A 13,251-nucleotide genomic window follows, 5' to 3' on the forward strand; every position below is an offset into this window, starting at 1 on the left:
CTCAATACTTGATACAGGCCAGGTAGGCCCGGTTAGCCATGCGCGTCTCATTGCCACCGGTGCTGCTGATGCTCAGGGTGTGTGCATGCGCACCACTGACTGAGGACGTCATCGTTTGAATGCCGTCACTTAGCTGATCACCCAACACAGCGTTCCCACCCTCCTCCACGAAGCCCGATCCGATCCGCTCACGGATGAACTGCGTGGTGTGCTGGTGCGCACCGGCGCTGTTGGTGGTGCCCGTGTGGGTATGCGCCTGGTTCTGCCCCGCCTGGGTCGAGAACAATGCCCGTCCCGCATCGGCCGCGTTGAGGCCATCGGTCCACGCGCGATCGATCAGTTCCCGGTCGTCCGGCACATTGAAGGTGGTCGAGCCGTCGCCGGCGCCGAAGCTGGTCCCGATCACCGCGAACAGGTCGGCATAGGCGGTGCGCGAGTAGGCTGCTCCGTTACGCTTGAGCCAGCCCGCAGGCGGCGCGCTGCGCGCAAAAAATGCGACCTGGCCGGGCGGCGCCGCTGTCGCGATGGCCGCAGCATCTGCCGCTTTCATCGCGTCGACCGTTGGCGTCTCGGCCAACTTCCCCCGACTGGACACAAACCAGCCGGTGCTGGTGTTGTTGACCATCTCGACATACTCACCGCTTTGCAGCACCAGTGTGGTCAGTGCAACGCCGGCCGCGATGGTGCCGCTGGCGGTAGTGATCGAGAGCGTGCCGCCGCTTGGATTGCGAAACGCGTATGTCGTACCGGAGGGTGCATCGGCCGGCGCCGGCAGGGTGACGGTCAGGTTGTTCGCATTGGCCTGATACAGCCGCCCCGACTGCGCAGCGCTCAAGGTCATGCTGGAGCTGAGCCCCAGTACCGGTCCTGAGAAACTCCGCTTGGCCTGCTCGACATACTCAGTGTTGGCCACGCTCTTGGAGGCATCGTTGGCTTTCTGCGTCGGCACGCTCGGCTTGCCGCTGAACACCGGATCTTTCAGCGGAGCGTAGATGTCCTGGACGTACTCGACCGTGGCCGCTTCCTTGAGCTTGCCGCGGGCGCTCACGAACCACTCTGTTGCAGAAGACGTGAACTCTGCCCACTCATAGGCCCGTAGCGTCATCTTCGCGGCGGCGACCCCCTCTTCGACAATCGCCCCTGCCGAGACAGCCATCGTTTGAGTGCTGACGCGAGGGTTGCGCAACGTCACGACGGAACCGTCTGGCACGCTCGCCGAGGACGGTAGCGTAGCCGTGAGGGCGTCGGCGTTGAACTGGAACAATGCGCCCAAGTGGGTCGAGGTGTTCAGCGTGATGTTGGCTGAAATACCAACGGCCGCCTGCGTACGGAAACTGCGCGAGTTGTTGTTGATCGCACCGAGCACACCGTCCAGTGACGGGAGCTCTTTCCATGCACGCCAAGCCCCGGAAGACTTGGTGCGGTACATCAACTTGTCGACCGAAGCAGCCGCATAGATCTGCAGCGCCGCAGAGTTGCCGTTCCAAGGGCATTGCAGCAGGAAACCGTTGCTCTGAAACGGCAGGTTGGTCGTCTGGCTGGAGCTGACGAAGAAGAAGCCACTGGTGGCTTGTGCATTACAGTCGCCACACAACGGCGCGACTTGAGTGCCCAACCCGACGGCCGCCAGTGCATCGGCCACGGTTTTTCCGATTTCGTCGAGGATGCCGCGTTGATTGACCACGTAGCTGCTACGCGAGGCCTGCAGTTCGAGCCATTCGCCCGGTTGCATGGTCATCGACGATGCGCCGCTGTTGCGCTCGAACAATTGGCTGATCGCAGTAGTGATGGTGACGACACCAGGGCTGACGTTGCGGATGACGAACGTGCCACCCGCCCCGGCCTCTTCTGCGCTGGGCAGCGTGATGGTCACCGGCGCCGTGACGTTGAAGGCATAACCAGTCTGCGTACCTTGGAGCGTGATGTTCGCTCCGACCTGCATAACGTTGCCGGTATAGTTGCGCTTGTAGGTATTCACCGCCTGGAACAGCGCGGCCATGGTGGCCAACCTGTCGGTATTGTTACCGAGCGGCTGGGTGGGCGCCGTGGGCGTGCCGGTGAAGGCCGGGCTGTCTTTCCTGGCGAGCTCCACTGGATCGCGCCAGGTCCCGTCCTGATTGCTGGCACGCCCCAGGAACCGATCCGTGTAGGGGATGTTGCCGATCTCGAAGCCCTTGTTGCCAGCGAACACCATGCGCTGCACGAACGCGAAGTCGCCGTAGGGCGAGATGGCCGGCGGGTAGTAGTAGTTACCCGCCGGTAACTTCGCCACGTCTGCAACCGAGCCGGGCAAGCCTTTGCCAGGCTCCGTAGAGCCCAGCCCGAAGTAGGCCAAGATGGAGCGCGCGGCCGACATCGTCGCCAAACCATTGGAGACGTCTGTGGCAGCGAGCGTCGGCGCGGTGGGCGATCCGCTGAACGACGGCGAGTCGATCTGCGCCACTTCCTTCAACTTCCCGCGCCCTACCACGAACCACGCACTGCCGGACGAAGCCAGTTCCGCCCACTCGAAGGGTTTCAATGCAAGCGACCCGCTGGTGCTACCGCCGTCCACAATCGAGCCGGATGACGCCACCACGATGGTCTGCGTCGCGGTCGCCGATGGGTTGCGCAACATCACCGACGCCCCATTGCCTACGTCAGCCAGTGCCGGCAAGGTCAGGGTCAAGGCACCGGAATTGAACTGTACGGCGTTGCCCATCTGCGCCGCGGTCAACGTGGTGTTGGTGCTCAGTCCGATCACGGCCGTCTTGAATTGTCGAGACGAAGCCGCGATAGCAGTTGCCAGAGCGCTCATGTTGGCGACTTGCAGACCCGTGCTACTCGCCGAGGGCGTGGGCGCTTCCGGTGCGCCGGTGAACTTGGGCGACAGCAGCGGGGCCTTCTTCGCCAACTCGTTGACCATGCTCGTGGCAAAGTTCGGGTCGTTGCCAATGGCAGCGGCCAGCTCTTTGAGGGTGTCCAGAGCACCAGGCGCGGAATCGACCAGTCCGTTCACAGCACTGGTGACTGCATCGAGAATGGCTTTGGCAATTTCGCTACGGTTATAGGTTTCCGATTTGGTATAGACGTCGGTCAGCCCATAACCGCTGGCCGTCGTGGGATTGGTGGCCGCGACCACACGCCCGTACTTGTCCACTTGTACGCTGCGGTAGGTACCCACCGCGATGCCGGTGCGGCCAAACGCCATATCGAATGACAGGGCGGTCACGCCAAGTGTGATCGGCGCATCGGTCACCAGTTGCCAGGCGCTATCGCCGTTGACCGTTCCCGACTCCACCAACACCAGAAGCCCAGGGGTGACCTTGGCGCTGCTGTCGGCGTCAGGGGCCCGCTTCCAGGCCCCCGCCACCACCGTGTAGATGCCGTTTTCCTTGGCCGAGACCTGGTTCTTGACCAGCACTCGAGCGCCCGCCGTAAGGGCCACGCCGTCAATGGTCTGCAGGCCCGTCAGGTTGATGCCGGTTGTGGTAGCGACCAGCACCGAATGCTTGAAGTCCTGGCGGGCCAGTTCCTCGGTGACCCACTCGCGGGTCGCCAGCACCACTGCCGGGTCGATTTTCAACTGCACGTTGCTGGCGCTGCTCACCACCAGACTCATTCGCACCACCTGGGTACGGCCAGAACCCTGACTGAGCAGCGGTTTGTAGGTCGGCGCGCAGTTGGCCACGGCGACCATATCGCCATTGGCATCGTACAAGCCGATCTCGCGGATCCATTTGCCACCGACTTCGGCCGGGATGACCTGTTCGGCCACGATGATCGCGCTGTTCTTGTCGTCCACCTTGAGCTGATTCAGTGGCGCCCGGCGCCACTCGTTGATCAGCTTGGTCTGGGTGGCATTGGGCGTGGGGTCGGTGCCGTTGGCATCGCCTACGCCCATGTGAGTGATGGTCCATGGGATGCCCAAGGCATCCGCGTTGGCCTGCTTCGCCGCGCCCACGTTGGTGAGGATGGCGTAGAACTGGGAATTCTGATCAACCATGTGCAATGTCCAAGGTATCGATGATGTGTTCGCGGCCGCCGCGGCCGATAGTGCCGACGATGTCGATATCGCGAGCCGCAGGTGGATAGATGTCGAGCTCGTCGCCGTCCTGCAACGCGCAGCCCAAGTACAACGCGCCCTTGCTCTCCAGGCTGATCACCAGCCCGATCAAGTGCCGACTGACCGGGCGCGCGTCGTCGATCAGCGCCGACAGCTCGTTGTAGGTCCGTTCGCTGATACCGGCGTCGGCAACGCCGACCTTCAGCGCGAAGGTGCCAGGCACGCCGGCAGGCTTGGCCTGCCACCACTCCTGCACCTCGATGAGGTAACCGAATGGCTCGACCACTCGCCTGAGGGCGCCGAGGGTGCCCTTGTGGGCGTGGACGAAGAAGGTGGAGCGGATCACCGAACGCTTGATCGCCTCGCTCCAACTGTCGTCCCAGCGGTCCACCGACCAGGCCCAGGCCAATTGGTAAAGCAGATGCGCCGGGCAGGTGTCGGGGTTGTACAACTGGCGCAGGGTGACTTTCAGGTCCTCGTCGCTCGCGCGTTCCAGAGCCCGCTCCAGCGGTGTGCGATTCAGGGGCAGGAGGCTGTTCATATCAGCCTCCGCGCTTGAGATCGAAACCGGTGCACCACGCTGCCTGAGCCTTGCTCGGGCGAATGTCGGTCCAGTCGATCAGCTCGACCCGGCTGACGCCGTCGATGTGCAATTGCGCATCGATGCCCGAGCGGGCTACCTCGACGCCCAGCCGACGGCGAGGGTTGACCCAGGCCTGCAAGCGGCGTTGGCACTCGCTGAGGATGGCCTCATATTCCGGACCGCTGTCGGCCATGTGCAGCACCGCGTTGATCCGATACGGCAGCACCTGGGCGCTGCGCACATTGACCCGGTCAGCGACCGGACGGATGTCATCGTCATTGAGGTAGGCACTGACTTCGTCGAGCAGCGCCTGGGTCGCCACGCCCTGGTCATCGATGCTCAACACCGTGACATCGACCACCGCCGGCGACGGACTTTCGGCGGTCGCGTCAGCGACCCGTCCCGAAGCGTTACGGGCGTGGAGGATGTAGCTGTTGCGCGGACCGGCAGTGGTGAGGCCCTCGTAGACCAGTTGCACCCGCTCGCGCAGGGCGTCGTCGGACTCGAGAATGGCCTCGGTAGGTGGCAGACTGGTCGAGTCGGCGGGCTGGACCACCAGGCGCTGCAGGGCGACGTTGGCGGCCAGTTGATCGAGGTCGCTGCCTTGGGCGTACGCCAGCAGCAAGGCCTTGGCGGCATCGTTGACACGGGCGCGGTTGAGCAGTTTGCGGTAGGCCCCGACTTCGAGCAGCTTGGTCACCGGATCGCTCTCCAGTTGCGCGGTCCAGTCATCGCCCATGTGAGCACGGAAGGTGTCGAGGTCCGCTTGGTAGAGCGCCTCGAAGTCCAGGTCTTCGAGCAGTTGCGGCGCCGGCAATTTCGACAGGTCGACCTGACTCATACGCTCACCTCCACCAGGGCTTCATCGCCCAGGTAGCGGCCGCTCAGCGCCAGGCTGACCTGGCCATCGAGCACCGCCACGACCTTGACCCGCTCCAGCTCGAGGCGCGGCTCCCAGCGCCCCAAAGCGCGGGCGACCTCGGCCTGAACGGCACTTTTCCAACCTTCATTGACCGGCAAGTCGACATAGCGACGCAGCTGACTGCCGTATTCGGGGCGCATGCGCCGACTGCCCAGGGGCGTGGTGAGGATGTCCTCGATGGACTGGCGCAGATGGGCGATACCGGCCAGCGGCTGACCGGTGCGGCGGTCCAGGCCGATCATGGGGCGCCTCCCGGTAAAGCCTGGGCGCGTTGATAGGCATCCATGGCATTCTCCTGGCGTAGAAATGCCCGCGTTGCGGGCGGGTTTCAGTGTTTGTGATTGGGTGTGTTGCCGGCGGTATCGATGATGCGTGCGCCGCCGAGGATGTCGGCACTGACGGTCAGCGGGCCGTTGATGGCGACCTTGCCGGTAAGGGTGATGTTGGCGGCGTCGAGGGTGACGGCGCCGTCCGTCAGTACCAGGGTGCTGGCGCCCACCTTGATGCGGACGGTGCCGGTGGGCAGGTCGATGTCGTAGCGCTTGGCCTGCCAGTCGTAGATCAGCGAGCCACCGTCGGCGAAGCGCCAGACTTCGGCATGCTCGCGGGTGTCAGGCGCATTGCCAGCGTTGCCGTAGAGACCCGCAAAAAACGTTCCTTGGGCGGGTTCGCCGCTGGGACTGAGCAGAACCCCCTGCTCGCCCAGGCTTGGCGCTCGCCAGTGACGGGCCTGACCGGCGGCCTGGGCATGCCAGCGCACCCAAGCGCTGGTCCAACCGCTGCCGTCGGACACCCTGACCCGGGCCGCGGCCAGGTCAACCGCCACCACTCGACACGGGATCACTAGGCTGGCGAGCATGCGATCATGCAAGGCACTCACATAGCTCATGCCAGGTCCTCCGGGGCGAAATAGTGCGGTTCGTTGCCTTTACCGGTGTCAGGGCTGAAGCCCAGCTTGAGGCTACCAGCCGGCTCATCGGGCCAATCCCATTGCAGCTCGCCGAGCAGCACGGGTTGGTCCCATCGTACTCGCCAGCCTGAGCCTGCGAAGAAAGCCCGCACGTTGCGACTCGGCTCGACGAATTCCAGGCCCCAGAGTTGCTGGCGCAACAGGTCCATCACTTGCGCCGCCAGGACGCTGCCCTGCAGACGCGCCTGAGGGTTCGAGGCAGCCGGGGTGATGTCCGCCTCGAAGGTGGTGACCAGCACCGACCGACCATCCCTGGGCGCTGAGTCGGCGACCATGCGCACGATGCCGTGGCGCAGTGACGGCAACGCCGGTGCCTTTTCTGCTTCGGTGTAGGTATCGACCGACGCCAGCTCCGGAATCGCCTCTCGAATGGTTGCAGTCAAAGCCGCGTGCAACGTGGCCAATTCGCTCATGAACATCGCTCCTATTGCTCTTCCCTCAAGCCAAGGCGCTTGGCTGCCCAGCGCTCGTAAAGGCCGATGGCGACATCGGCACCGGCCATGGCGGTGAGGCAACCGAAGGCGCTCGCGCTCCAGATCGACATGCCGCTGGCGTACAGCAGCATCACCGTCGAGACCCCGCACACCATGCAGGCCCCCGATCGCAACGCCAGACGCCGCAGCAGCGACCACCCGCGAGCACCGGCTTTGTCGGCCCGCCACATCTCGCCCGACAAACCGCCCAGCAGTGCCAGGACGATTACTAGCCAGAGCGGCATTTCCAGTAACGTCTGTTGCTCGCTCGTCACTGTCCTGTCTCCTGTGTAATGGCCGTCGGCGACTGCCGACGGATCCCTTGCCGTATCACGCGGCATTCCAAAGGGTCCGTTGGCACAGGCCCTTCAGTAATGCGTTGTCGAACCGCCGGCCACAGCTGGTGACGCCGGACGGCTCCGCTTCAAATTGGTGACTCCGACCGCGGCCGCCTGCCCGCCGGATAACTGATCGTGGTGCTTTACGCTGCACACCCGGGCCAGTTGCCAACCCTCTGAACAGTCAAGGCCTGTTCATCGCTGCCTGTGTATCAACCGGTTACTGACCGGCTTGGGACACAGGTTATGCATCCATGCATATGCAGTCAATGCATTTTTGAAAATATTTTTGCACCGGGAAATGCTTATATGCATGAAAGCTTTGGGAGCTGTGGCTTGTAGGGGTTTTCGCTAGGTGGGAAAGCGGGGCTGGTGCAGCGGAGGGGCGTGAGGACATCGCAGCCGGTCGGTATGGCCATTCAACAGGCATGAAAAAACCCGCCTAAGCGGGTTTTAGTGAAGCCATTCACAGTCAGCGTGCGTACATGCCCCACCAGAAAACGTGGCCGAGCAAGCTGATCTGCTCGTCCTGCATCTGTTGGAAGCTGTAATCCTCGTCGGGGTGCTCGTCCCGGTTGAAGCTGCGCAGGCGGATGCCGGTCGGCAGGCGATACACCTGTTTGACCCGCAGTTGACCATTGTGATTGATGGCATACAGGTCGCCATCGATGATATCGCCGATGGCGCATTTACCCGTGTTGACGCCGACGGTGGCGCCGTCACGCAGCACCGGTAGCATGCTGTTGCCACGCACCGTGACACACTTGGCCTGGTCGAACTGCACACCGTTGTGGCGCAAACTGCGCTTGCCGAAACGCAAGCGGGCACGCTCGCTTTCCTCTATCACGAATCTTCCTGATCCTGCTGCCAATTCGACCTCTCGAAGGAAGGGCACGGACACCTCGTCGTCCTCGACGGGTGTTTCATCGTCCCACAAGCTGATATCGCTCAATTCCGCATGGCCTTGGAGGGGCTCAGCAGCACGGGAGTCGCCCAGCTCCAGGCGACCGCGCAATTGATCGGTGCTCACGCCGAAATACTCGGCGATCCTCGAGACGTGCTTGTCCGACGGATCGACGATTTTCTCGCTGAGAATCCGCGACAAGGTGGATTGAGGGACGCCCGTGCGCCGATGCAGCTCCGTCGGGGACAGGCCGTGGCGATCGAGCAATGCTCTGAGTACTGAGGCTACGTTGCGCTTTTGCATAAAATGCATAATGCTCGGGTTTTTCCAGAAATGCAAATGCATGTTCAGCCTGCTGCCCTGCAGTGGCCGACAAAAGCCTGTACCATTGCCGGTTTCGAAATAGCCACCAGACCACTGCTCCAAGGCCCTGAATGTCTGATCTCTCCGCACACACCCCGATGATGCAGCAATACTGGAAGCTGAAAAACCAGCATCCAGACCAGCTGATGTTCTACCGCATGGGCGACTTCTACGAAATCTTCTACGAAGATGCGAAAAAAGCCGCGAAATTGCTGGATATCACCCTGACCGCTCGGGGCCAGTCGGCAGGTCAGTCGATTCCCATGTGCGGGATTCCCTTCCACTCGCTCGAGGGTTATCTGGCCAAGTTGGTCAAGCTCGGCGAGTCGGTGGTGATCTGCGAGCAGATCGGTGACCCGGCCACCAGCAAAGGGCCGGTCGAGCGTCAGGTGGTGCGTATCATCACGCCTGGCACCGTCAGCGACGAGGCTTTGCTGGACGAGCGCCGCGACAACCTGATCGCCGCCGTTCTGGGCGATGAACGCCTGTTCGGGCTGGCAGTGCTGGACATCACCAGCGGCAACTTCGGCGTTCAGGAAATCAAAGGCTGGGAGAATTTGCTGGCCGAGCTGGAGCGTCTGAATCCGGTCGAGCTGCTGATTCCCGACGATTGGCCGCAAGGCCTGCCGGCGGAGAAGCGCCCAGGCGCGCGGCGCCGTGCCCCCTGGGACTTCGATCGCGATTCGGCGCGCAAAAGCCTGTGCCAGCAGTTCGCGACCCAGGACCTGAAAGGCTTCGGCTGCGACAAACTGACCTTGGCCATCGGCGCTGCCGGTTGCCTGCTGACCTACGCCAAGGAGACCCAGCGCACCAGCCTGCCGCACTTGCGCAGCCTGCGCCATGAGCGCATGGACGACACCGTGATCCTCGACGGCGCCAGTCGCCGTAACCTGGAGCTGGACATCAACCTGGCTGGCGGTCGCGACAACACCTTGCAGTCGGTCATCGACCGCTGTCAGACGGCCATGGCCAGTCGCCTGCTCAGTCGCTGGCTGAACCGTCCTCTGCGCGACCTCAAGGTGCTACAGGCGCGCCAGGACTCGATTCGCTGCTTCCTCGATGGCTACCGTTTCGAAAAGCTGCAACCGCAGCTCAAGGAAATCGGTGACATCGAGCGCATCCTCGCGCGGATCGGCCTGCGCAATGCGCGCCCGCGCGACCTGGCGCGACTGCGTGACGCCCTCGGCGCCCTACCAGAATTGCAGAACGCCATGGCCGAACTGGAGGCGCCGCACCTGGCGCGTCTGGCGGCGATCACCGGCACCTACCCCGAGCTGGCGAGCCTGCTCGAACGGGCGATCATCGACAATCCCCCCGCAGTGATCCGTGATGGCGGCGTACTCAAGACCGGCTATGACAGCGAGCTCGACGAACTGCTGGCCATCAGCGAAAACGCCGGGCAATTCCTGATCGACCTTGAAACCCGCGAGAAAGCCCGCACCGGCCTTGCCAACCTGAAGGTGGGTTACAACCGCGTACACGGTTACTTCATCGAGCTGCCAACCAAGCAGGCCGAACAGGCTCCAGCCGACTATATCCGTCGCCAGACGCTCAAGGGTGCCGAACGCTTCATCACGCCTGAACTCAAGACCTTCGAGGACAAAGCGCTGTCGGCCAAGAGTCGCGCCCTGGCACGCGAGAAGATGCTCTACGACGGGCTGCTTGAAACCCTGATCAGCCACCTTGCTCCGCTGCAGGACAGCGCGGCCGCGTTGGCCGAGCTGGACGTGCTGAGCAACCTCGCCGAGCGTGCGCTGAACCTCGACTTGAACTGCCCACGCTTTGTCGACGAGCCGTGCATGCGCATCGAGCAGGGTCGCCACCTGGTGGTCGAGCAAGTGCTGACCACGCCCTTCGTGGCCAATGACCTGGGGTTGGATGATCGCACCCGGATGCTGATCATCACCGGACCGAACATGGGTGGTAAATCCACCTACATGCGCCAGACCGCACTCATCGTGCTGATGGCCCACATCGGTAGCTTTGTCCCAGCCGCGCGCTGCGAGCTGTCGCCAGTGGACCGCATCTTCACCCGCATCGGCTCGAGCGACGACCTCGCCGGCGGTCGTTCGACCTTCATGGTGGAGATGAGCGAAACCGCGAACATTCTGCATAACGCGACCGAGCGCAGCCTGGTACTGATGGACGAGGTGGGCCGCGGTACCAGCACCTTCGATGGCCTCTCCCTGGCATGGGCTGCCGCCGAGCGCTTGGCGCAATTACGCGCCTACACGCTGTTCGCAACCCATTACTTCGAGCTCACCGTATTGCCGGACAGTGAGCCGCTGGTGGCCAACGTGCACCTCAATGCCACTGAGCACAACGAGCGCATCGTCTTCCTGCACCATGTCCTGCCAGGTCCTGCCAGCCAGAGCTACGGCCTGGCAGTGGCGCAGTTGGCAGGCGTGCCGACGCCGGTCATCCAGCGCGCCCGCGAACATCTCGGTCGCTTGGAAACCGCGAGCCTGCCCCACGAACCGCCGATGACTCGGAGCACGCGCGAGCCGCAGGTACCGCACCAGAGCGATCTGTTCGCCAGCCTCCCGCACCCCGCCATCGAGAAGCTGGGCAAGCTGGATCTGGACGACATGACGCCGCGTCAAGCTATCGAAATGCTATATCAACTGAAAAACCTGTTATAACGGCGATCCGCGCAAGCTGGTAGAATCCGCCGCGGTTTGCCGGAGCTGCAGGTTATTAGCCTGGCCAGCAGTCACCGTGAACCGCGCCGCCCTCAAAGGAAGGGTGCGCCGCCGTCGCCTGAGGAGAGAATTAGAAATGACCTTCGTCGTCACCGACAACTGCATCAAATGCAAGTACACCGACTGCGTGGAAGTCTGTCCGGTGGACTGCTTCTACGAAGGCCCGAATTTCCTGGTCATCCACCCGGACGAGTGCATCGACTGCGCACTGTGCGAACCCGAGTGCCCGGCCCAGGCGATCTTCTCCGAAGATGAAGTGCCATCGGGTATGGAGAACTTCCTCGAGCTCAACGCCGAGCTGGCCGAAATCTGGCCGAACATTACCGAGCGTAAGGATCCGCTGCCGGATGCCGAAGAGTGGGATGGCAAGACTGGTAAGATCGCTGATCTGGAGCGTTGATCCACTCGGCGTTGCAGAACGAAAAAAGGCCCGTCAGGGCCTTTTTTGATGTCTCGGATTCGGAATTACACCGGATCGGAGGCTGAATCGCAGACAAAAAAAGGGGCGGTTTGACCCGCCCACATTTTTTCCGTAGTCCCTGCTTGTCCCTTTCATCATCCTGATGAATCGCATCCTGCGATGTCCTTGGCAATCATCCTTGAAAGCCTGCGCCAGTCCGTCGGCGCAGTTCAGATACTACTGTTTTCCCTGAGGGGAGCAACCAGCGCACCTTACAAGATGCTACGACAGCAACACATTTACATACCTATAAACTACTTATAAATCATAGAGTTATAAAAATACCCAAGCTGCAAACGACAATACTTTACTTACACTACGCATGAAGGCTTACAGCTTTGGTAAGTGATCTCCTACAGCCCAAACTGCAAAGCGACCAGCATGAAACATTTCCATCGCCCACAAAAATGCCCCGGACTCAGCGGGGCATTGTCGACTGGCCAGCAGGCGGTTACTGGAACAACGATTCGCTGGAGAGCCCATTCTTCTCAAGAATTTCACGCAGTCGCTTGAGACCTTCGACCTGAATCTGGCGAACCCGCTCCCGGGTCAGACCAATTTCCAAGCCAACATCCTCCAGCGTACTGCTCTCGTGGCCACGCAGGCCGAAGCGGCGGATCACGACTTCACGCTGTTTGTCGGTGAGTTCGCCCAGCCATTGGTCGATGCTCTGGGAGAGGTCATCATCTTGCAGCAGTTCGCAAGGATCGGTGGGGCGGTCATCGGTGAGCGTATCGAGCAGGGTTTTGTCCGAATCAGGGCCCAGTGATACGTCTACAGAGGAAACTCGCTCGTTGAGGCCCAGCATGCGCTTGACCTCGGCCACCGGCTTTTCCAACAACCCCGCGATTTCCTCTGGGGATGGCTCGTGATCGAGCTTCTGGGTAAGCTCGCGCGCCGCCCGAAGATACACGTTGAGCTCTTTGACCACGTGGATCGGAAGACGAATGGTGCGGGTCTGGTTCATGATCGCCCGCTCGATGGTTTGGCGAATCCACCACGTGGCGTACGTGGAGAAACGGAACCCACGCTCGGGGTCGAACTTCTCGACCGCGCGGATAAGGCCCAGGTTGCCCTCTTCGATGAGATCCAGGAGCGAAAGACCACGATTGACGTAACGCCGAGCGATCTTCACCACCAAACGCAGATTGCTCTCGATCATGCGCTTGCGACCTGCAGGATCACCCTTCTGGGAAAGACGCGCGAAATGCACCTCTTCTTCAGGAGAGAGCAGCGGTGAAAAACCGATTTCGTTGAGGTACAGCTGCGTAGCGTCGAGCGCACGGCTGTAATCGATGTACTTGTGCTGTTTAAGCGATGAGCCGGACTTGGCCCTGGTCCGAACCGGAGGTACTACAGGTTCGTCTGACACCACATCCGTTTCCAAAACGATGCCTGTCTCCATCACTAGGAGGTCATCGTCGATGTCAAACTCCGGCGCTTCTTTGCTGAGAGCCATTGTTATAGTCCTTTGCTGAGTTCGAACCTCAG

Annotated in this window: 11 protein-coding genes and 1 pseudogene; 2 read left to right on the forward strand and 10 right to left on the reverse strand. The window is 61.9% G+C overall.

The window, feature by feature from the left end; genetic code table 11:
* Position 1: 1 nt before the first annotated feature.
* From NJ69_RS23060 to NJ69_RS12710, 9 genes and pseudogenes are all read right to left on the reverse strand, one after another.
* A complete protein-coding gene (locus NJ69_RS23060) occupies positions 2 to 3,190 on the reverse strand; it encodes a tail fiber protein (protein ID WP_348529591.1) in 3,189 nt (1,062 codons plus the stop codon).
* Positions 3,191 to 3,193: 3 nt separating this feature from the next.
* Positions 3,194 to 3,985, reverse strand: a pseudogene (locus NJ69_RS22645) (phage tail protein); the annotation flags it as partial.
* A complete protein-coding gene (locus NJ69_RS12680) occupies positions 3,978 to 4,586 on the reverse strand; it encodes a phage tail protein I (protein ID WP_039579538.1) in 609 nt (202 codons plus the stop codon). The pseudogene NJ69_RS22645 and the gene NJ69_RS12680, both read right to left, overlap by 8 nt.
* Position 4,587: 1 nt before the next feature.
* Entirely contained in the window at positions 4,588 to 5,469 is an 882-nt protein-coding gene (locus tag NJ69_RS12685; RefSeq protein WP_039579540.1) for a baseplate assembly protein, read from the reverse strand.
* Entirely contained in the window at positions 5,466 to 5,792 is a 327-nt protein-coding gene (locus NJ69_RS12690) for a GPW/gp25 family protein (RefSeq protein ID WP_039579542.1), read from the reverse strand. Before NJ69_RS12690 ends, NJ69_RS12685 begins: the two co-directional genes overlap by 4 nt.
* An 86-nt stretch (positions 5,793 to 5,878) precedes the next feature.
* The gene (locus NJ69_RS12695; RefSeq protein WP_039579543.1) at positions 5,879 to 6,439 is read right to left on the reverse strand and encodes a phage baseplate assembly protein V; all 561 of its coding nucleotides are present in this window, start codon (positions 6,437 to 6,439) and stop codon (positions 5,879 to 5,881) included.
* Entirely contained in the window at positions 6,436 to 6,933 is a 498-nt protein-coding gene (locus NJ69_RS12700) for a hypothetical protein (protein ID WP_029613449.1), read from the reverse strand. Before NJ69_RS12700 ends, NJ69_RS12695 begins: the two co-directional genes overlap by 4 nt.
* 11 nt (positions 6,934 to 6,944) lie before the next feature.
* A complete protein-coding gene (locus NJ69_RS12705; protein ID WP_039579545.1) occupies positions 6,945 to 7,268 on the reverse strand; it encodes a phage holin family protein in 324 nt (107 codons plus the stop codon).
* Between the two features lie 535 nt (positions 7,269 to 7,803).
* Positions 7,804 to 8,547 carry a LexA family transcriptional regulator gene (locus NJ69_RS12710; RefSeq protein ID WP_080754755.1) on the reverse strand — a complete coding sequence of 248 codons (744 nt, stop codon included), beginning with the start codon at positions 8,545 to 8,547 and terminating at the stop codon, positions 7,804 to 7,806.
* Positions 8,548 to 8,669: 122 nt separating this feature from the next.
* Here NJ69_RS12710 and mutS point away from each other — a divergent pair, with 122 nt between their 5' ends.
* A complete protein-coding gene (gene mutS, locus NJ69_RS12715) occupies positions 8,670 to 11,240 on the forward strand; it encodes a DNA mismatch repair protein MutS (RefSeq protein ID WP_039579547.1) in 2,571 nt (856 codons plus the stop codon).
* A gap of 136 nt (positions 11,241 to 11,376) precedes the next feature.
* A complete protein-coding gene (gene fdxA / locus NJ69_RS12720; protein ID WP_029613446.1) occupies positions 11,377 to 11,700 on the forward strand; it encodes a ferredoxin FdxA in 324 nt (107 codons plus the stop codon).
* Between the two features lie 511 nt (positions 11,701 to 12,211).
* On the opposite strand, the gene rpoS is transcribed toward fdxA, so the two are convergent.
* A complete protein-coding gene (gene rpoS / locus NJ69_RS12725) occupies positions 12,212 to 13,219 on the reverse strand; it encodes an RNA polymerase sigma factor RpoS (RefSeq protein ID WP_029613445.1) in 1,008 nt (335 codons plus the stop codon).
* Between the last annotated feature and the right edge of the window lie 32 nt (positions 13,220 to 13,251).

Source organism: Pseudomonas parafulva (genome assembly GCF_000800255.1).
In the GTDB taxonomy this organism is placed as follows: domain Bacteria; phylum Pseudomonadota; class Gammaproteobacteria; order Pseudomonadales; family Pseudomonadaceae; genus Aquipseudomonas; species Aquipseudomonas boreofloridensis.